This window comes from Trichormus sp. NMC-1 (genome assembly GCF_001858025.1).
Classification (GTDB): domain Bacteria; phylum Cyanobacteriota; class Cyanobacteriia; order Cyanobacteriales; family Nostocaceae; genus Anabaena.
In genome coordinates this window covers 523004-544488 of record NZ_LZQD01000004.1, presented here as the reverse complement: position 1 = coordinate 544488, position 21485 = coordinate 523004, and the positions used below count along the sequence as shown (strand labels likewise).

19 protein-coding genes and 1 pseudogene are annotated in these 21485 nt (G+C 36.8%); 14 read left to right on the top strand and 6 right to left on the bottom strand.

Features of this window, described 5'->3' with window-relative positions; all coding sequences use genetic code 11:
* Positions 1-223 precede the first annotated feature (223 nt).
* The 6 genes from A9Y75_RS16200 (at position 224) to A9Y75_RS16175 (ending at position 7671) form a co-directional block, all read left to right on the top strand.
* The gene (locus A9Y75_RS16200) at positions 224-1396 is read left to right on the top strand and encodes a glycosyltransferase family 4 protein (RefSeq protein ID WP_177176211.1); all 1173 of its coding nucleotides are present in this window, start codon (positions 224-226) and stop codon (positions 1394-1396) included.
* An 88-nt stretch (positions 1397-1484) separates the two neighbouring features.
* Positions 1485-3734 (top strand): ABC transporter ATP-binding protein, encoded by a 2250-nt coding sequence (locus A9Y75_RS16195; protein ID WP_071190553.1) that lies wholly within the window; start codon positions 1485-1487, stop codon positions 3732-3734.
* 59 nt (positions 3735-3793) lie between these two features.
* Positions 3794-4747 (top strand): glycosyltransferase family 10, encoded by a 954-nt coding sequence (locus A9Y75_RS16190; RefSeq protein WP_071190552.1) that lies wholly within the window; start codon positions 3794-3796, stop codon positions 4745-4747.
* A 3-nt stretch (positions 4748-4750) separates the two neighbouring features.
* Positions 4751-5725 (top strand): Npun_R2821/Npun_R2822 family protein, encoded by a 975-nt coding sequence (locus tag A9Y75_RS16185; RefSeq protein WP_071190551.1) that lies wholly within the window; start codon positions 4751-4753, stop codon positions 5723-5725.
* A gap of 3 nt (positions 5726-5728) precedes the next feature.
* Entirely contained in the window at positions 5729-6619 is an 891-nt protein-coding gene (locus tag A9Y75_RS16180) for an Npun_R2821/Npun_R2822 family protein (RefSeq protein ID WP_071190550.1), read from the top strand.
* 17 nt (positions 6620-6636) lie between these two features.
* Positions 6637-7671, top strand: a complete 1035-nt coding sequence (locus A9Y75_RS16175; RefSeq protein WP_071190549.1) for an Npun_R2821/Npun_R2822 family protein — start codon at positions 6637-6639, stop codon at positions 7669-7671.
* A gap of 327 nt (positions 7672-7998) precedes the next feature.
* Here the strand turns inward: A9Y75_RS16175 and A9Y75_RS16170 are convergent, their stop codons facing one another.
* From A9Y75_RS16170 to A9Y75_RS16160, 3 genes are all read right to left on the bottom strand, one after another.
* Positions 7999-8373, bottom strand: coding sequence for a hypothetical protein (locus A9Y75_RS16170; protein ID WP_071190548.1), 375 nt, complete (start codon positions 8371-8373; stop codon positions 7999-8001).
* 23 nt (positions 8374-8396) lie between these two features.
* Positions 8397-10121: an AarF/ABC1/UbiB kinase family protein gene (locus tag A9Y75_RS16165; RefSeq protein WP_071190547.1), complete on the bottom strand. Its 1725-nt coding sequence runs from the start codon at positions 10119-10121 to the stop codon at positions 8397-8399.
* 826 nt (positions 10122-10947) lie between these two features.
* A complete protein-coding gene (locus A9Y75_RS16160; RefSeq protein WP_071190546.1) occupies positions 10948-13530 on the bottom strand; it encodes a M1 family metallopeptidase in 2583 nt (860 codons plus the stop codon).
* A gap of 490 nt (positions 13531-14020) precedes the next feature.
* On the opposite strand from A9Y75_RS16160, the pseudogene A9Y75_RS16155 reads away from it, so the two are divergent.
* The 3 genes and pseudogenes from A9Y75_RS16155 to A9Y75_RS28580 all read left to right on the top strand — a co-directional run.
* A pseudogene (locus tag A9Y75_RS16155) lies at positions 14021-14365 on the top strand (DUF3352 domain-containing protein); the annotation flags it as partial.
* Between the two features lie 173 nt (positions 14366-14538).
* On the top strand, positions 14539-15459 hold the full coding sequence (locus tag A9Y75_RS16150) for a class I SAM-dependent methyltransferase (RefSeq protein WP_071190544.1): 921 nt from the start codon (positions 14539-14541) through the stop codon (positions 15457-15459).
* A gap of 158 nt (positions 15460-15617) precedes the next feature.
* Complete coding sequence (locus tag A9Y75_RS28580; protein WP_071190543.1) at positions 15618-15842, top strand: hypothetical protein; 225 nt, start codon at positions 15618-15620, stop codon at positions 15840-15842.
* 324 nt (positions 15843-16166) lie between these two features.
* Here the strand turns inward: A9Y75_RS28580 and A9Y75_RS16140 are convergent, their stop codons facing one another.
* Positions 16167-17039, bottom strand: a complete 873-nt coding sequence (locus A9Y75_RS16140; protein WP_071190542.1) for a 6-carboxytetrahydropterin synthase — start codon at positions 17037-17039, stop codon at positions 16167-16169.
* 142 nt (positions 17040-17181) lie between these two features.
* Between A9Y75_RS16140 and A9Y75_RS16135 the strand changes: the two genes are divergently transcribed.
* The 5 genes from A9Y75_RS16135 to A9Y75_RS16115 all read left to right on the top strand — a co-directional run bounded on the left by A9Y75_RS16135 (position 17182) and on the right by A9Y75_RS16115 (position 19750).
* Entirely contained in the window at positions 17182-18351 is a 1170-nt protein-coding gene (locus tag A9Y75_RS16135; protein WP_071190541.1) for an SMEK domain-containing protein, read from the top strand.
* A 38-nt stretch (positions 18352-18389) separates the two neighbouring features.
* Positions 18390-18632 carry a hypothetical protein gene (locus A9Y75_RS16130; protein ID WP_071190540.1) on the top strand — a complete coding sequence of 81 codons (243 nt, stop codon included), beginning with the start codon at positions 18390-18392 and terminating at the stop codon, positions 18630-18632.
* A 29-nt stretch (positions 18633-18661) separates the two neighbouring features.
* Positions 18662-18787, top strand: coding sequence for a hypothetical protein (locus A9Y75_RS16125; RefSeq protein WP_236721431.1), 126 nt, complete (start codon positions 18662-18664; stop codon positions 18785-18787).
* Between the two features lie 155 nt (positions 18788-18942).
* Positions 18943-19188: a putative toxin-antitoxin system toxin component, PIN family gene (locus tag A9Y75_RS16120; protein ID WP_236721430.1), complete on the top strand. Its 246-nt coding sequence runs from the start codon at positions 18943-18945 to the stop codon at positions 19186-19188.
* 316 nt (positions 19189-19504) lie between these two features.
* A complete protein-coding gene (locus A9Y75_RS16115; RefSeq protein WP_236721430.1) occupies positions 19505-19750 on the top strand; it encodes a putative toxin-antitoxin system toxin component, PIN family in 246 nt (81 codons plus the stop codon).
* A 20-nt stretch (positions 19751-19770) separates the two neighbouring features.
* Here A9Y75_RS16115 and A9Y75_RS16110 read toward each other — a convergent pair whose 3' ends face one another.
* Positions 19771-20457 (bottom strand): J domain-containing protein, encoded by a 687-nt coding sequence (locus tag A9Y75_RS16110; RefSeq protein ID WP_071190539.1) that lies wholly within the window; start codon positions 20455-20457, stop codon positions 19771-19773.
* Between the two features lie 59 nt (positions 20458-20516).
* Positions 20517-21479 (bottom strand): cysteine synthase A, encoded by a 963-nt coding sequence (gene cysK / locus A9Y75_RS16105; RefSeq protein ID WP_071190538.1) that lies wholly within the window; start codon positions 21477-21479, stop codon positions 20517-20519.
* Positions 21480-21485 lie beyond the last annotated feature (6 nt).

Here is a 21485-nt window from a genome sequence, read left to right as displayed (position 1 = left end):
TAGTACTAAAATATCAAGCAAATATATTATTAGGTATTTTCAATATTTGCAACCAAACTGACATAGTTATGGGAGTAAATCTTCGCCAAGGAAATTACCATAATTATCAAAATGCTAAATATTTTTATAAGAATGTTCCTTGAGAGGAATCATAACTATAAACAGGATATTTACGATTAGAAATATATCAAAAATTTTGTACTGAGAAGAGAGAATACCAAAATTGAAAGTTTCTATAGTTGTTAGTGATTTATCGAGTGCTGGAGCAGGAAGGTGGGGAGGTGGATCTGTCCGTTCCTTTCTGTTAGCAAAAGCCCTGCAACAACTTAATCATCAAGTAGAAATATTAGGATTTGTATTTGGAAAAGAAGGAGCAGTGATTCCGAAATCAGAAATTATAGTTACTCACTTCCAGGGCTATAACTACCCCCAATTTCTCATATCAGCTTCTCAGCTTTTGAAAAAACTTGATGGGGATATTATTTATGCTATGAGGCCAAAACCTACAACTTTTGGTTTAGCATTGCTGCAAAAATTAAAAACTAATCAACCGATAATTTTAGATATAGACGACTGGGAATTAAGTTGGTATGGTGGTGAAAAATGGCAATACAAGGTTTCCCCAAAACAGCTTTATCGGGATATTTTAAAACCGGATGGTGCTTTGAGACAACCAGATAATCCGCTTTATTTAAAAATAATGGAAGGAATGACTCGCAAAGCAAACGCTGTTACAATTCATACCAAATTTTTACAAGAGCGGTTTGGTGGCGTATACTTACCTAATGGAAAAGATACAGAACTGTTTAATCCCAATCACTATGATCCAGAAAAAAGTAGAGTCTACTATGGACTATCAGGGTATAGAATATTAATGTTTCCTGGCGCACCCAGACCATATAAAGGTGTGGAAGACGTGTTAATAGCACTTGAACTTCTTAATGAACCAGATTTAAAACTCGTCATTGTAGGTGGAAGCCCTTATGATGACTATGATGCTAAACTCTCAGAAAAATGGGGACGTTGGATTATAAAACTACCAAAATATCCAGCTACAGAAATGCCTAAAATTGTTGCAGCCGCCCACGTAATCATTGTTCCACAAAGAAATACAACCGCAGCTTTAGCTCAATTTCCCCTAAAGCTAACAGATGGAATGGCTATGGCTAAACCTGTATTAGCAACACGTGTGGGAGATATTCCCGAAATTTTAGATGAAACTGGTTATTTGGTTGATCCTGAATCACCTACACAACTTGCAGAAAAAATTAAATTGATATTTGAGGATTTAGATGCAGCTAATCAGCGTGCGCTCAAAGCCAGAGAAAGATGTGTAGCAAAATATAGTATTAATTCCATGTCTTCTATCCTTGAGTCAGTCATCGCTAACTTGTAAATAGAGATAAAAGATAATGAATTCAAAAGAATTAATATCTACTTAATTTGTGTTATAAATGACCGTATTATTAATATAATTACACCCAATGTCTACCAGAAAACTACTACTAAAATTTGCCAAACCTTATCCAAGATTAATTGTATTAACAATATTATTAGGATTTTCTGGAGCTTTATTTAATGGTATAAGCACAGCGCTAATTGTGCCAGTTATTTTAAGAATAGTAGGACAAGAAGTAAATTTTCAAGGCGCTCCAGGTATTCTCAAAGTAATAATGAATCCGTTTGACAATGTGCCAGTAAATTACCAAATTGGACTCATGGCAGGGGCGATAATAGGCACAATTGCTTTAAAGAATTTGGCTTCCTATAGTAGTTCATTAACATCAAGTTCTTTGAACCGGATGATCACATCTGATATGCGAGAAGCTGGACTGAGTATATTACTAAATGTTGATATAGATTATTATACAAAAATGAAAGTAGGCGACTTAATTAACCGTTTAGGCGGAGAAATGATTCGTGCTTCTACTGCAATAAGTAATACAATCAAGTTAACTACCCTATCAATTACAATTTTAGTTTTTGTAGGTTTATTATTGTCAATTTCCTGGCAACTAACAATTGCCGCAACGGCTTTAATGTCGGTAGTGACCTTGCTTAATCAACATCTCATTGCTCGTTCTAAAAAGTTTGGTAAACAACTTAGTGAGATGTCCAAAGCATATTCAATCGCCATACTAGAAACTCTGAGTGGAATTAGGTTAGTTAAATCAACAGGTAACGAAACTAGAGAATATGACCGCATTAAAAATTTAATTAGAATTCGTGAAAAAGCAGATTTTCAAGCTCAAATTAATTCAGAAGCGATCGCTCCCCTGAGCGAATTTATGGGAGTCACTTGTTTAGTGATGATTGTTTTCTTAAGTAGGACTTTATTTGCGGATAAAATTAATGCTGTTTCTACTGTACTTCTGACATATTTATTAGTGTTGTTGCGATTGCTACCATTAATTTCTCAATTAAATACTATTAGGAGCAACTTTGCCAGCATTTCTACCAGTGTAAATATGGTAAGTGAATTTTTAAGGCTAGAAAATAAGCCGTTCATGGGTAACGGTAAACTTCCCTACAAAACATTACGCCAAGGAGTTAAATTTCAATCTATCTCTTTTGCCTATACTAGCAATGAAAAACAAGTACTCAAAGATGTAACTTTAGATTTACCTTGTGGCACAACTTTAGCATTGGTAGGCGGTTCTGGGGCTGGTAAATCCACCTTAGCAGACCTTTTACCAAGATTTTATGATCCGACTAGTGGCTGTATTACCTTTGATGACATCGATTTACGAGAGTTTGATTTAACCTCTGTGCGAAAGCATATGGGAATTGTCAGTCAAGACACCTTTCTTTTTAATGATTCGGTACGTAATAACATTGCCTATGCTAAACCAGAAGCCACAGAAGAGGAAATTATTACAGCCGCAAAGCGGGCTAATGCCTATGAATTTATTAGCAAATTACCCCAACAATTTGATACCCTAATAGGCGATCGAGGAGTAATGTTATCAGGTGGACAAAGGCAAAGATTAGCGATCGCACGCGCATTAGTTCAAGATCCAGAAATTCTAATTTTAGATGAAGCTACTAGTGCCTTAGATACTGTTTCGGAACGGTTGGTACAATCTGCTCTTGATGAACTGAGTCAGAATCGCACCACGTTAGTAATTGCTCATCGACTTTCAACAGTCCGCAAAGCTGATCAAATTGCCGTGTTGGATCAAGGCTCCGTCGTAGAGGTAGGAACTCATGAACAACTGCTCAAAAAAGAGGGCTACTATTCACGCCTATACTCTATGCAATTTGCCAGTAAATCTGACAGTCCCGAAAAACGGAATCAAAGCTTGCTTCACATATCTTATGAAATTCGCACACAACTAAACTCCATGATTGGGTTGCTAGGTTTGTTACTTGATGATCTGGTAGATGATTCTCAAGAGCGTCAAGAGTTACTTGAACAATCCTACAAATCAGCCTGGAGAATTCTCAATACTGTTGATGTTTTCGATGATGTAATTAATCGACAAATCAAGGGACAATTAGTATCTATTGCCGAACAAAATCATAGTAATATTACTACTTATTATCAAAACTTTAGTTATATGTTTGATGAATTTCGCTCCTGTCTGAGTCCTATATTTGCCTGTCTCCGCACATTAGCCGATAACTTGACAGACTCTACCGAAGGACAAAATCAACTACTTAATGAAGCACATGAATCAGCTATTTATCTTCTCAGTAACTTAGAAAAATTTGAAGAAAGCATTAAAGTTTGAAACTATTAATGATTCTAATAAGATATACATCCACTAATCATGAGTTAACCAATTAAATGATGAAAACAGTAGGAATGATTAGCAGCTATGGCGCTCTAGAATCCAGAGCCGATTGGCTATGGCAACAAACCCCTCATCCATTTGGTACTTGGGGTAATATAAAAATGCAAGCATTAGCAGAAAACCCAGAGTTTCTGCTAATGTATCAGTTCAATTTCCCCCAACCTTCACCTCCATTATCTTTGTTAGATCGGTTACAGAAAAAACAAAAAAAACCACAATTAAATATTGATAATTTACTACGTGGTGTTAGCAAAGAACGGATTATTTATTTATTGAGAGAACCACCTTTAGATGAGATCGTAGAAATAAATAAGCGTAATTATCAACAAGCTAAAAATTATTGCGGCTATGTTTCTGGTCCTGATGATTTTGCTCCCACTCCCGATTATATGCCTGCGATTTGGTATCACTCCAATTCCTTTAAGGATTTGAATGAAATGCCATGTCCGCAAAAATTTTCTACCTGTAGTTGGATTACATCAGGAATTAATCGCACAGCTAACCATCGTCAGCGTTTAGACTTTTTGCAATCTTTACAATCTAGCGGTATGCAAATTGATTTCTATGGACGTGGATTACAAAAATGGGTAAAAACTTCTGGAGAACTTGGTAATAAGTGGTTTGGTATGGCACCATATTACTATAATTTAGCAGTTGAAAACTATGCTGACAATAATTGGTATGTAAGTGAGAAACTTTGGGATAGTTTACTAGCTTGGTGTTTACCAATTTATTATGGTGGAGGAGCCGCAGATAAATTATTACCACCAGGTAGCTTTTTGCGGTTGCCTAGTTTAGATGAAAAAGGTATTGCTTATATCCAAGAAGTAACTTCCACTGCTGATGCGTGGTATGCTGCTAAAGATGCCATCGCCGAAGCTAGACAAATTATTTTACACAAACTAAATTTGCTCAATTGGTTGTCAGAATTCGTTACTAAACACTCATAAATTATGAAAGGCATTTGTACACTTGCTAATGATTATGTTTTCGACCAATTAGTAGCTTTGCTCAACAGTATTGATGCTATTTTAGGCTCGAAAATACCTGTTTGCATTTATCCCTTTGATCATCAAACCCAACGCATTTCTGAGGAAATAGGTAAACGTCCTAATGTATTTCTTTACGATGATCAAGAATCAATTCAACGCTGGGATGAATTTATGCTGGCAGCAGCACCAGAAAAATTAGATAGCAGTAAATTCCGTCTCTATGGCGCACATCGTCGCTTTTGTGCTTTTGATGGTCCATTCGATAAATTTATCTACCTTGATGCTGACACTTTGGTGATGGATTCTTTAACACCGGTGTTTGAAAAATTGGACAGTTATGATTTTATTGTTTATGATTTCCAATTTAAGGATATCAGTAAAATTTACAATCCAAAATCTCCTAAATTACTACAAATATTTGATCAGAAACGTATAGATACAGAAATATTTTGTTCAGGATTTTATGGTGCTAAACGTGGAACTTTTAACGCCGAAACAAGAAATTGGTTAATATCTCAAATCAATAGCGGTGAAAGAGAAATATTTTATGAAGGAGCAGGAGAACAACCCTTACTTAATTACATGGTGATGAGGTGTGGACTTTCTATTTATAACTTTGCCCTAAAACTACCAAATGAACAAATTGCCGGTTCCTCTATCACATCAAAACAATTTTTAGAAAAAAATCATATTCTCTATGACAAAGGTATTCGGCTGACATACATTCATTATATAGGCGTTCCTCCTAATATTAATCAAGCTGTATGTGCAGGCGAAAATATTGAATTTCCCTATCGAGATTTATTTCTCTACTATCGTTATCTGCATGAACCAGAAAAACGTCCAGTATTTAAACATCCCCCTCGGCCTTATATAAATAAACCACCGAGTTTATTAAATAGGGCTTTGCGAAAATTCAACTTAATTAAAGGATAATTTATGAGTCGAGGAATTTATATCGTTGCTAATGACAAAGTTATTGAAAATGCTATTGCCTTACTGAATAGCATTCGTTATTATGACCAGGAAGTAACAGTGTATCTTATCCCTTTTAATGATAACTACCACAAAGTAGCTGATACCCTGGCTACATTACACCAAGTAAAAATTTTCCCTGATTTAGAATTAATTGAAAAATTCACACAACGCATAGGTGAGATTTTTGATCGGGATTTCTTGGCTTTACCTAATAAAATGCGAAAGTTAGTAGCATGGTTTGGTCCTTTAGATGAGTTTATTTATATTGATACTGATATTGTCGTTTTTGAAAAAATCGCTGATAACTTAGACAAACTTGCAGAAGTAGATTTCTTCTGTTGTGATTATCATCATGCCAATGACAAATTAAGAAATATCTTTTCTCCTCTGATAAAAGAGCAACAAATTTTTACAGATGCTCAAATAGAAGATGTTTTTAATAGTGGCTTTTGGGGTTCGAGCCAGGGTGTTATCAGTCAAGAAGAAATGGATGCCACATTGCGTGAATGTGCGGCACATCGAGAATATTTTGATTTTACAGAAGGAGTCACAGACCAACCCATTTTGAATTATCTTGTTCTCAAGTTAATTGCTAAACGCGGTAATCTCGTCAAAATTCCTGGTGGTGGGCCGGGTAGTTGGGGAGGTTCTCGTAATTTCCAAGAACAAGATTATATCCTTTATGACAAAGGTAAACGACTAAAATATTTGCATTGGGCTGGTATAAAAATGAAACCTGGTAGTCCTTACTGGCAATTGTGGCAACATTATCGTTATCTACATGAGGGCAAATTAGCCTTTATTCCTAAACTCACTCGTAGCTTATTTCCTTTTATTACTAACCGAATTTAATATTGAGGAGTATTGTTATGGTTAATGGTATTTACACCTTAGCAAATGATGTGGTTTATGACCAATTAGTAGCTTTACTTAACAGTATTGAAGCTAATGCTGGTAGAGAAATTCCTGTTTGTGTTATTCCCTATGATGATAGGTTAGATAAGGTGAAAGCAGAGATTGCTATGAGAGATAATGTCACCTTATTTGATGATTCTGATGCCATTAATTTCTGGGATAACTTTGCTACTAAAGTATGGAAAAATTATCCCAGGGCGCAAAAAAAATGGAGAGAATTGGGATTGTCAGAACTCTATCGTTTACCAATGCATCGTAAACTGTGCGCTTTAGAAGGTGATTTTGAAAAATTTATTTATTTTGATGCTGATACCCTGTTAATGGGCCCCATAGATTATATATACGAGAAATTGAATGACTACGATTGGGTAGCTAATGATTTTCAATATAAGTCAGATTTGAAATACATTTTTGATGGTTCACCCGATTTAATACGTAAGGTTTTTTCTGCCGAAAAAATACCATCGCATATATTTTGTGCTGGTTGGTTTGGTGCTAAGAAACATATTTTTTCTCAGGCAAACTTAGATGATTTTCTAGATAAATTACAAACTGGAGAATCAGATGTTATGGCTTTGGGAGGTCCAGACCAATCTTTATTTAATTACATGGTACTGCGGAGCGGAATTTCCTTCTATAACTTTGCTTATCATGAATCAGCGCAAACAACAGGTAACCATTGGAGTTCTACATTTGATGCGATAGATAAGGTTCTTTATGACAAAGGAAGGCGTTTAACATATCTTCATTATATGAGTATATCTGCTTCAGAGTTTACTAAACTGTGTGCTGGTGAAGATATTAATCTTGCTTACCAAGACGTATTTTTACACTATCGATATTTAAAATCACCAGAACAACGTCCTCAATCTTTTTACCGTCCCAGTTATTTTACCCAGTTACAGCGCAATAGTGCAGTTTTTTTACAGGCAAAATTTAATAGCTTGAAGCTAAAATATCGTAACTTCAAGGATAGAATTAGTCAATGAAAAAAATCATATATGCAAACAATATTTCTATTCTATTCTATAGCGGTTCTCAGTTGAGTGAGATACAAGAACCCCGCAAGCGATGAGGGGACTATGATGTATTTCATTCAAGTGCATACCTCTATATTTGCATATTATGGTTAAGAGTTTTCGCATTTTCATAAACAACTTTAATAAGGTTAAGCTAAAATATTATGTGGTAAAAGTTAAGAGGTAAATTCAAACCTTTTCCCTTTTACCATTAACCGCAGATTATTGATATCTGGTTTTCAGCCATCAATACCAAAAGATAACCATAATTTTAGCGAATAGACGAATAGAATTTACTTACGACCAAGAATCTAAATCTAGAGATTGCATTCCCCGACTTCTAGCAAACTCCAGCAAACTTCCCAACTGCAACCAAACAAATACACAAGTCAGTAAACTCAGAGGTAAACCAATTCCTAAAGCTAAAGGAGATGGAAAGCCAAAGATTTCTAACCCAGAAGACATAAATAAACAAACACCTCCAGTGATGCCCATAAATGGCACAAATAATTGTTTTAAGGAGGAGCGAGATTTTATAGGTTCTTGGGGAACACTTGGCCATTTCTGCACAATTACTTTCAAAGTTCCCGACAATGCTAAACCAGAAGTTAATGCTGTGAGAAATCCCACCAAAAGTAAGAAATATGGCGGTTGTAAAGGGTAATAGTACATGAAAACTCCTGATTGTTATTAAATTAATTTTTACTTGGTGACTGGTTGATAGTAAAGGCAGCAAAGGATGTAGCGTTTGGCAAAATAGCAGCTACGCCTTCCCTAGATAATTCTGTCAAAATACCTACCGCTACCTCTAATAAGCGATTCGGAGGTAAGTCATCTTTGACTAAATTCCACAGCCTCTGCATTTCTTCTGTGTGCAAACGGTCATCTTCAGTGAGAGCAAGAACCAACTGACGACGGAGGAATTTACCTTCTTCAGATAGTAGGAATTGTAACCCCATTTTCGCTGTAGGTAAGACATCAAATTCTTCATCAGTGCGAGCAATGGAAATTAAATTTTCTAGCCGCTGCCATTGGAATTTACCATTTTTAAACAACACATTGAGTAACCGCCGTCTCAATGCTGGAGATTCCCCAGTTAGCAACCGCCGTGCTATGTAGGGATAACCTACTTCAACAATTTTAAAATTTGGGTTGAGGCTAAGAGCAATACCTTCCTGTGTCACCAGGGAACGAATAATTAAAGCAAACTTGGCAGGTACTCGGAAAGGATATTCATACATCAATTCCGAGAATTCATCAGTAATAGTTTTGAAATTAAAATCCTTGACATTTTTGCCAATTGCATTTCCCAGCACAGCTTCTAATGCTGGCACAATTGGGGAAATATTTGTATCTGGAGCCAAAAAGCCCAGTTTCACAAAGTCTTCAGCTAAGTCGGTGTAATCTTTATTTACAAGATGCACTAGTGCATCTACCAATGTTTCTTTGGTGCTTTCCTCTAACTGATCCATCATGCCAAAATCTATGTAAGCCATCCGACCATCGGGGACAGCAAACAAATTACCTGGATGGGGATCTGCATGGAAAAAGCCGTGTTCTAACAATTGCTGCAATCCAGAGGTAACACCTATCTGGATAATTGTTTGTGGATCTAAACCTGCGGCGCGAATGCGTTGGGTATCTGTTAGTTTAAAGCCGTTGATCCATTCCAGAGTTAAAACATGATTACTGGTATAACGCCAATAAATAGAGGGAATTTTGACTTGAGGATCATTATCGAAGTTACTAGCAAATTTTTCTGCGTTTCGACCTTCGTTAATGTAATCAATTTCTTCAAATAGTTTTGTCCCAAACTCGTCTACAATTAATCTCAAGTCGTGACCGAGATTGAGAGGTAGCCAAGGTGCCAGCCAACCTGCTGCCCAGCGCATTAAGTACAAGTCTTTTGTAATTACGGGATGTAGGTTAGGGCGTTGTACCTTCACAGCTACTTCTTCACCACTAATTAAACGACCTCGATAAACTTGACCTAAACTGGCTGCTGCTACAGGATTGCGTGAAAGTTCGCTAAATACTTCTTGAATTGGCCTGTCCAGTTCACTTTCAATAATGTGGTAAGCCAAGGCATTATCGAAAGGTGGTAACTGATCTTGCAACTTCACCAATTCTGCTAAAAAATCTTTGCGGATTAAATCAGGCCTGGTGGAAAGGGCTTGACCAACTTTAATAAAAGTAGGTCCAAGATTAGTGAGCAGTTCTCGCAACTGGGTAGCTCGTTTACCCTTGTTCTGCTCAACTTGATTTTGCCATTCATCCCATTTGAGACTGAGGATAAAGCCTGCAAAAGAGAGGATGATTCTCAGGAATCTGCCCCAAGCTAACCAGGGACGGTAACTATAGTAACGAGCGATCGCTTCTTGATTATACTGCCTTAGTTGAGCAGGTTGATACTGACCCACGCCTTTATTGCCTCTTCCACTGGGAAATTTACACTATTGTATATCTCCTGACTCACAAGCTGGTTGCTCATCAAGGATACTGTTAGGTTTTGATGTGACTATTGCCAACACTAATTGCTATGCATTTTTAGTGTTAGCTTTTTTCACCTATGCAGCAGATAGCATTCAGCCCCATTGTAAACTTATCCCCTCATCTACCGTTCCGGGTAAAGTGTGGAGCTTCTTTCGGTTTTAGCCACAAGAAAGAATTAAGCTTTGCCTATTTCTAGGTACTTTATGAGGCAGACTAAGACTATCTCGACTGCCTAGATTTGTTTATCTTTTCCTTAATTATACTTTATAAAACTACAAATATTTATCTAATATCTGAAGTATTTTATGATTTCTTAATCATTCTTCATAAATAAATAATAAATATTGACAATTACTATTGTGCTAATTTTTATAGTTACAAACTCAGTAGTTTAATGGTGATTACTGGAAAAGCCCATCATATAGAATTTATACTCCACAATCAAAAAGATAAAAGCCGTATTAATTGTGCTAATTAGTACTGAGTGTCAAAGAATACGAAGTTTAAATAGATTTTTTCGTTTACTTAGATAAAAACCATCAAGATAAACATCAGTTTGTATTCATTGATAATTTACAGCACTTCCCAATGTTATGAGGTACAAGAACCCCACCCTCAACCCCCTAAGAGCAAGCGATGAGGGGGCTAAGATGTACCTCATAAGAGCGGAAACCGCTGTAATTAGGACAGGCAAGATGCCCATCCCACAAGATTTTTATTCTTAGGTAATCTGCAAGTTAAATGTCCAACAGCTTAACTTGACTTTGATTTTGCTTCCAAATTTTCTAACCGGCTTTTTAGTTCCTGATTTTGTTGTTTGATTTGGTTTAGTTCTTCACGCATTTGACGCAAGCTTTTTTCTGGGCCAATATTCTTTTGGACTTTGGTTACTTCCTCTTCAGCATAACGACGCACTCGTCCATCTGCCGTTTGATTGGCTAAAGATTGCAAAATAGCGATCGCTTTCGGGGTTTCCATTTGTCCCAATGCTGACACTACTGCCATTTGGGTTAAAAAGAAAGTCTCTCTAGCTATTTCTGCTAATCGATCTAAAATCCGTTCTATATTAGTAGGAGTTTGACCAACAGAAATTTTGCCTAAATTGCGAATTGTTGTTAGACGTAACGGTTGGGAAATGCCGAGTTTAGTGTATTCAATCAGCAAATTCAAAGCAGCTTCTGAGGTTTTAAATTCTGCTAAACCAGCAATTGCACCACTGCGTACAACTTCATTCCAACCTGCTTTTTCTTCTAAAACAGTTTTCAGCAGCTTGATAACTTTTTCTTCATGGGGTTTATCTTCCAAATTAGCAGCCGCTATTGCCCCAATAGTCCGACAAGCAGCAGCTTCCACATAGTAACTGGCATCACCATCTTGAACAAAACCTTTAACAGCTTTATAACTTGTATGGGTTTTTATTTGAGATAGAGACTCTATCACAGCACGGCGGACATAAGGACTTTGATCTTGCAAACCAGAAACTAAACCATCAAAGGCTTGATCTAATTTAATTTCTGCTAATTGTTTAGCTACTTCTACCCGCACACCCCAAAACGGATCATTTTGTAAAGCTGCTGATAGTGCTTTAGTAGCTTCTAATGCGCCTTTTTTAGCCAAAGCTTCGGCTGCATAGATGCGAGAAACAGGATTAGGATCAAATTGTAACTGTGCTTTTAGTTCCGGGACTGGATATTCTAAATCTACAGTTTTCAGGTAATTATTGCCTACATCAAAGCTGATAAAATCTGGCTTTTGTGTTAATGGAAAATAGAAACTTTGTTCTCGTTCATTCACGCGCACGGTGAAAGTTTTCAGTGCTGATTCTGGCTGAGTATAACCAAAACCGATGGGAATTCTTAAGTCAAATAAATCTTTATTGTCATCACTTGCTTGGGTTTGAGTAACAGTCACCTTGGCTAAATTAGCATCACCATCCCAAGAGTAAGCAACTTTAAAATCGGGATGACCACCACGATAAACATACTGGTCAAAAAGGAAAGTGAGATTATGTCCAGTTGCTTTTTCAATTGACCTTAGTAAGTCTATTGTTTCTACAGTTTTGTGAGCATTATCTTGAACAAATATTTGAATAGCTGGCCAAAACAAGTCATCTCCCAATTCTGTGCGAATCATGTGATAAACACAAGATCCTTTTTCGTAAATGTGTCGATCATAAAGTTCAATTGCTTCCCGGTAAACATGAGTTACCATTGGCCGACGGTAGCGACTGCTATCTTCGCTTAAATAACTACGTGCTTCCAGTAAGCGATAATATGCTGCATCCTGTTCACCATATTCATGTTCTGTCCACATAACTTCAGAATAGGAAGCCATTCCTTCCTTAATCCAAGCATGAGACCAATGTTTAATTACTACTAAATCCCCAAACCATTGGTGTGCTAGTTCATGGACAACTAAGCTTTCTGTGTTGCGGTTATCTAATACTGCACGTTCATCTAGTAAACATCGGTCAGTTAACAGGGTGGTTGAAGTGTTTTCCATTCCTCCAAAAATGAAGTCATCCACACAAACTTGGGCATATTTGGGGAAAGCATAGGAATAACCATACTTTTCGCTCAAAAATTCGATCATGCGGGGAGTTTTACCCATGCTGCGTTTAGCATCTGCTTCCCGTTCTTTTTCGACATAATAGGTAACAGGTTTACCTTTCCACTCATCTCTAATTTCTGCAAAGTTACCTACTGCTAATGTCATTAAGTAAGTAGGATGAACTTGCTGCTGTGACCAATGGTAAATTTTGTCATCACCATCAACTGCTGTATCAATCAGTTCACCGTTGGAAATTGCAATGAGGTGTTTGGGGACACGGACACGAATTTCTGAAGTTGATAGCTGTCCTGGATAGTCAAAGCAGGGAAACCAATACCGAGAGTCTTCGTCTTCTCCCTGAGTCCAGACTTGGGTAGGCTTATGCGGGTAGTGTTTGTCTGGTTGAATAAAGTAAATCCCTCGTTGGGGTTTTTCTACAGAGTAAGCGATCGCAATTAATAGTCTATTACCTATCTGAGTTGGTTGAGAAAGTTGAATAGAAAGCTTTTCTCCGTCATATTCAAACTTTTGTAGGACTTCGTCTACCTGCACAGATTGGATATTCAGGTTTACGGCATCCAAGGTCAAACTCTCAATATTATTGCGGATTGGCAATAGCCGAATGCTACAATTACCGTAGTAACTTTGGTACGGAATATCCAAATTTAGGTCTAGAAAAATATGCTCGACTTGTCCCGGTCTATCCGGGTTGTAGTGTGGTTTAGCCCCTGGTAATTCAAAAGATTTATGTCCGTTATTCTCTGTATCAAAATAAGACTTCAACATTGATTATTACTGACCTTGTAATCCTGAAACTTTCATACAAATAGCAATTGCACGTGGATATCCCCAATCAACATGATTATTTGATCAGGATTGTTCTTGGGGATGGGATGATTTGAATCAATCTTCTCATTTTGATCCCAAGTCTCTATCTCTTGATGTCATCTGAATATTTTTCAGATTTATATCATCGAAGAGTCTCTTATACCACACCGTAATCTATTTTCATTGAGTACAAATACTATTATTCCTCTAATTTAGAAAAACTTGTGGCTGAGAGTCTGACTATTTTTTTGGAGATCAACTAAAATACCATTTGCGGATTCACTCCTCACTCTGGTGAAGTCTTTTTTAGAGTCACTACAAATTAGTATTGTGTATAAATACTAATTTTATCAGTAAATACTCGCTAAATTAGTCATAAAAATCCCAAAATCTGACAATTACTGTTGTAACTACCTGATCATCATTGGATCAAAAGAGGATAATTACAATGCCTGAAAGTAAATCAAAATTTTTAGTTCCTGCGATTGGCACTGCTATAGTCGTGGTAGGTAGTCTAGCTGTTTATATGTATTTAAAAGCTCCCTCTGGATATAGCTCCAGTCCTTTGGGCAGCGCTAAAGTAGTACCATCCAATACCTTAATAGTAACTTATATCAATACTGATACACAATCTTGGCAGAAGTTACAGCAGTTTGGCACTCCACAAGCGCAACAGCTAGTGGCAAAAAGTCTAGGAGATCTCAATAAAGAGCTATTCAATAATAGTAACATTTCTTACGAAACAGACATACAACCTTGGATAGGTGGTGTGATGATTGCTGTTCTACCACCGGGACTTCCTTACGGGAGCCGTAGGCTCTATTATATTCGCCGATAGCATAGCGTGGCATTAGCCATAAACTTTTCAAACATCCTCTTACTGTAGAAGTAAATCTTCTTCTAGACTCACGTCCAACAAATATGTCATAAGTTAAAAAGACTCTTCTAATAAATAGAAATTCATTTATGACTACTACTGTCACAACTACTCCAGATTTACCTTCTCGCTTGGTAAACGGCATCTTAGCAATTAAGCCTTTAGCGAACCTTGCCAAACACCAAGCCAGACAAATGATGATTAAACGCGCTGAGAAAATTGGCGTGTTTTGGACAAAAGAAGTAGAAAAACTGCAAGCACGTGATTGGGTAACTGATTTAGCTCAAGTCCAAAATTCTCAGCTAACCTATCCAGACTATTACATTACCTCATTCCACGCTTACGAAAAGGGAAATCTCAGTTGGCAAGCTGCATTTGAAGTAGAATCCGCTGCTCATGCCGTCCACGCTAAGATTTGGCAAGATACCGAAGCCCAAGGTGATGAGAAACTACGCCAAAGCTACCATAACATCGTCGCTAGTTGCATTTCCCAACCACCAAAAGACATTTTAGATTTGGGTTGTAGTGTGGGCATGAGTACTTTTGCTTTACAGGCAGTTTATCCCCAAGCCAAAATTACCGGTTTAGACTTATCTCCTTATTTTTTAGCAGTTGCTAACTATCGCGCCGAACAACGTCAAGCTAAAATTAACTGGGTTCATGGTGCTGCTGAATCTACAGGATTACCAGATCGATCATTTGATTTAGTTTCCATTTTTCTCATGTGTCATGAATTACCGCAGTCAGCAACCAGAAAGATTTTTGCAGAAGCAAAGCGTGTTTTGCGTCCAGGTGGGCATTTAGCAATTATGGACATGAACCCCAAATCGGAAATTTACAAGAAAATGCCAACATATATCCTAACTTTGCTCAAAAGTACCGAACCTTATTTAGATGAATATTTCAGCTTAGATATTGAGAAAGCTTTAGTAGAGGCAGGTTTCCATACTCCAAATATTACTAGCAACAGTCCCCGTCACCGGACTGTAATTGCTCAGGTGAGTGGCTAATTTATTTTTACCACTGTGGGCAGTCATTCCACCGCTGCTGTTTTTGTGGTTTTACTACCGCAGAACTCATGCTGCCCCACCTCTGTTAAATTTGCTAATTTTGTTTATTAATTTCTAGTTACACACCCCTGGCTCGTTATTGGCAAAGAACTTTAATATTGTTTATTCTTTTGTTAGGTGGAAATGCTATTTTTGGGTTGTTTATTTTAGCCAGAAAACTTAGTCCTTCAAGGTTAGAGCTTTTATTTCAGGCTGATATTTTATCGTGGATACTTAAACAAACATTGCTCAATGTTTTGTTAGGACTTTTGTCTTGGTTAATTTATCGCTATTTACGATATTTAGCCGGTCGTCGGTATTTTTTAAGGTTAGGAAAATACTAGGAGATTTTTATGCAAATGACTTGTGATATTACTTTCTAATGGTCAATATTTTAAAATAATTCGTAATTGATACAGCACTTCCCGGTGTCATGAGGTACAAGAACCCCAACCCCCTCCCCGCAAGCGATGAGGGGGCTATGATGTACCTTATAAAAAACGAATCCGCTGTAATTTGTAATTCCTAAAGACTTTTTAGTCGCTTTGGTAAAAAAGCCACCTATAGACCAACGCAAGTGCGTCTCCAATATTTGGAAAATTAAGCCCAAAAATTACGTTGGTGTAGCCTGCTGGAAGCACTATTACGAATTACGAATTACGAATTAGTTAAACTCTTGCTAATACTGGTTGACTTATTGCTGCACTAACAGATGTCGATTCTGTATCAGCAGCGTAAATTTCGCAGGAATTATTGGGGCTTTCGATGAGTTTGACCTTATAAAGCTTGGCTCCTAGCTCTTGAATAGGCGATCGCAATACGTTACTAATATAAAGTGCGATATTCTCAGCTGTTGGCACAACTTTGGCAAAGAAAGCAATATCTTTGTTTAAGAAAGTGTGATCAAATGGTTGTAGTACATAATCTTCAATCACTTGATTCAACGCACCTAAATCTACAGTCATACCCGTGCGAGGATCAATTTCTCCTTTCACAGTGACTTCTAAATGGTAGTTATGTCCATGTCCATTCACACGAGCGCACTTACCATAAATCTCTGTATTCTCTTCTAAACTCAAGTCAGGATGAGCGAGTCTGTGCGCTGCGCTAAAGTGAGTGCTAATACTTAAATATGCTTCCATGCCGTTGCCCATATAATCTGCCCAAAGTTCAGGATGTTCAAATAACTGCACGCGGACTAAAGGTAAGTGGGGTGCGAGACGTTCCCAAATCACCCGCGCAATATTTTCTGTGGTGGGGAGAGTTTGTTGAAATTCTGTCCACACATCATTGAGATAAGAAAAATCTAGTTGACTGGTAACTTCCCGCTTAATTACTTGTTTTACATCAGACAAGTTCAGCACCATACCATACTCATCTAGTTCCCCAGCGAGGGAAATAAATAAAACATAGTTATGTCCGTGACTGGGAAATTTTGAGCAAAGACCAAATTTTTCAACATTTTCGTTTTCACTCAGTTCTGGCAACCAATACCGATGGCTTGCCGAAAACTGAGCGCGGCGATTTACAATACATTGCATGATTACACTGGGAACAGAGCTTAAAATTTCTTAATCTTTCACTGTTACCAGTGTAAACCAATTTGGTTGCTTAGTGGTCGGTGAAATGGGGAATATTCATAAGATTTCCGTATAATAATCATCTAAGTAGATAGCTCCACTTGTGTGTAACAATACATTAAAGTTATCTATTAGAATTAAAACAACCGTAAAATTATTTATTGGCTTTGTAAAGAAGAGTGAGGAGCAATACGTGATTACTAGAGGTTATTTTATAGGTGAAATAATAGATGAACTAGCAAATATTGCTAATCAAGTTGATAACAGGTGCAAACTAGGCTTAACAGACCTAAATAAATATCTTGAGGATTTCTTTAAAGAAATATTGAATATACTGCTTGGTATACACTTAGAAAATCTCAATAATGAAAGAAGTAACGCGCCTGGATTAGATTTAGGTGATTCTGTAAACAATAAAGCATTTCAAATTACATCAGAAAAAACATCGACTAAGATTAATAATACTCTGAAGACTGTTTTAGATAATAAGATAACAGTATACAATAAGATTTTTATATTAATAATTGGTTACAAGCAAAAAAGTTACACCGAAGACGAAGAACTATGGGGGAAATTCAATTTTAAAGAAGAAAATATTTGGGATATAAACACGCTTTGTAAAAAAGCTATTGAACTTCCTCTCGATAAATTACAAGCTATTCATCAGTATATAAAACAAGAAGTTGTCAGGGTTAAAATAGAGTTAGAGATACCAAATCAAGAAGGTGAATTTTCTACAAGTATCAAAAACTATGTTGAGCCAATAGCAAAACCGAATTTTAATGAAAATGCACTGAAAGTTTATTATGAATATCACATAAATAAATTTGGAGGAGATTATTACTCAATGGATGATATACAACAGGCGTTTGATTTTCTAGCTAAGGAACTTGCCAAGTTACCTCGTATAACACGAGAATTTTATGCGTTTCTTCTTGAAAGGAGGGATGAAAATTCTTTGGAAGAAGCACATGGAGGTAAATTTTATTATCGTTTTAATGAAGACAGACTGAAAAGAATCTGTAGATACAGTGATATTGATGGAGAAATTAGATTGCTTACAAAGCACGAATTTATACATTGGGATCACCCTACCCCTATTGATGAAGAGTATTATACAGGGTGGGCTGAATCTTCATATCGAATCTGTATTCTGGGTGATTCTAAAAGTTATACTTATGACAATTTTATTGTAGATTTGGTAGATTTTATAGATAATAAAAATATCGGTTATCAAAAACTCATAGTAAATATCGATTTTAGTGATTTTTAATTGGTGGTTAATTTGATCAAAATAGGAGAATTAATACTATGCTACAAAATATCTATCAACTACCATTGACATTTGAGCAAATTCTGACTCTAGTTAAACAACTCTCTGATTCTGAAAAATTATTACTTAGCAAAAAACTAGAAAAAGAAACATTGAATCATAAATTAACAAAGTTATTGGAAGTATTTCAAACTGATGAATTATCATTAGCAGAAATTACTGAAGAAGTTGAAATTGTCCGCTCTCAAATTTATGACAGAAAACAAAGCAGTGTAAGATAATTATTGATACTAATCTTTGGATTAGTTTTTTGATTGGTAAAGAACTGAAAGATTTAAAAAACCTTTTAGTTGCAGAAAAAATTCTAGTAGTAATTTCTGAACAAATATTAGAAGAAATTACTTTAGTAACTCAACGTCCTAAGAGGATGTTTTAAAAGTATTTTTGGTAACATCAAAAGTCTCAAAACCTAACCCCCAACCCCTTCCCTACCAGGGAAGGGGAGTAAGAATCAAAGCCTCTCTCCCTGTGGGGGAGAGGTTTGGAGAGGGGTTTAGAGTATAATTTGCAACTTTTCAAACATCCTCTAAGTTGCAAAAATATTTTCCGTCTAACAAAGTCAATGAATTAATTAAACTTTTACGAACTATTGGTGTATTTATAAATATAACCTCAGAAGTTTTTATTTGTCGGGATGCGAAAGATAATTATCTTTTAGCACTAGCAAAAGATAGTGACGCAAATTTTTTAGTTACAGGTGATCAAGATTTATTAGTGATTACAAAATTTGAAAATACTGCAATTGTTAGTTATCAAGAACTTTTACATAAATTATAGAATTGATATTAGGGAAGGGGAGTAAGATTAGTTTTTTGATTGGTAAAGAACTGAAAGATTTAAAAAACCTTTTAGTTGCAGAAAAAATTCTAGTAGTAATTTCTGAACAAATATTAGAAGAAATTACTTTAGTAACTCAACGTCCTAAGAGGATGTTTTAAAAGTATTTTTGGTAACATCAAAAGTCTCAGAACCTAACCCCCAACCCCTTCCCTACCAGGGAAGGGGAGTAAGAATCAAAGCCTCTCTCCCTGTGGGGGAGAGGTTTGGAGAGGGGTTTAGAGTATAATTTGCAACTTTTCAAACATCCTCTAAGTTGCAAAAATATTTTCCGTCTAACAAAGTCAATGAATTAATTAAACTTTTACGAACTATTGGTGTATTTATAAATATAACCTCAGAAGTTTTTATTTGTCGGGATGCGAAAGATAATTATCTTTTAGCACTAGCAAAAGATAGTGACGCAAATTTTTTAGTTACAGGTGATCAAGATTTATTAGTGATTACAAAATTTGAAAATACTGCAATTGTTAGTTATCAAGAACTTTTACATAAATTATAGAATTGATATTGCTACATTTTTCAACTCACCGATTCTTGAGCTTCACGCTGCAATCTTTTAGCTATTCTAAATAATTCTTTACCTGTATGCAAATAGCGATCATCATAACTTAACGGAAAATACGCCAACTCTTCTATTCCATCTGCAACTTGACTCAAACAATAGTAGAGGTGCGCTGCTGCTGCTGCGAAAGTAGCAGGATTCGGCAAAGAACGAAACCTAATTTGAGCTTCCTTCAAATCTTCTCGACAAGATTCTAAATAATCCTGAAATTCGTCTAACAATTCATCATCAAAAGGATCTGCCGCTAATTCCTCAAGTTGTTCCTCTAGAGAACTGAGAATGGTACAAAGTATCCGATTGACTGGTTTATAAACTCGGCGCAACCATTCTTCGACTTGTTCATCAGCATCTCTTCCCGTTGGCCTGGTTGTTTGATAAGGTTTCTGCTCAGAATTGCGCTTTGGCTTAGGAATACTTGATTTTTGAGAATTATGCCGCAGTTTTTGGTCATAGTGCTGGCGATTTTGAGTGTCGCCTAAAACCTCATAAGCCGCATTAATGAGAATAATTTGCTCGTTATTTGCTGTCTTCTGATTAGTATCAGGATGAAAAAGCTTAACCAAGCGACGATAAGCTTGTTTAATCTCCGCTTGGCTGGCTTTGGAATTAACTTTTAGGGTTTCGTAGTGGTTAGAATCGACCATGATCAGTTAACAGTTATCAATCATCAGTTATTGGTTAACTGATTTAATCTAACGTATCGTTAGCTGATACTACTTGCAACTTTTGCTTCTAAATCTTGGAATAATGGTGTACTCAAATATCTCTCACCAAAACTCGGTTGAATCATGACTATTAAACGTCCCTGATTTTCTGGACGTTGGGCGACACGAATCGCAGCACAGAGTGCAGCACCGCTGGAAATTCCAGATAATAGCCCTTCTTCTCTAGCTAAACGCCGACTATAAGCGATCGCTTCTTCATCCGTAACTGTAATTACTTCATCAATCAATTCTACTTTTAACACTTGGGGAATAAACCCTGCCCCAATGCCCTGAACCTTGTGGGGACCCGGTTTACCGCCCGATAACACTGGGCTATTAGCTGGTTCAACTGCGATCGCTTGAAAACTTGGTTTCCGTGCCTTAATCACCTCAGCCACACCAGTAATCGTACCACCTGTACCCACCCCAGCCACAATCATATCTACCTTGCCGTCGGTATCTTCCCAGATTTCCTCTGCTGTAGTTTGCCGATGTATTTTGGCATTGGCCGGATTGCGGAACTGTTGCAACATATAAGCATAAGGCGTTCTATCCACAATTTCCTGCGCTTTGCGAATTGCCCCACTCATCCCTTCAATCCCTGGTGTGAGTTCCAATTCAGCACCATAAGCCCGCAACATAGCCCGTCGCTCGGCACTCATAGTTTCCGGCATAGTCAAAATTAATCTATACCCTTTAGCAGCCGCTGTCATTGCCAAAGCAATTCCTGTATTTCCAGATGTCGGCTCTACCAATATTGTTTTCTCAGGAGTAATCAGTCCTTCCTCCTCAGCAGCACTAATCATACTGATCCCAATTCTATCTTTGACTGAAGAAGAAGGATTCATACTTTCTAGTTTCAGGACAATTTGCGCTACACATCCTTCTGCTTGGGGAATGCGGTTTAATTGTACTAAAGGTGTCCGTCCAATTAGTTCTGTAATATTCTGAGCAATCCGCATGATCAA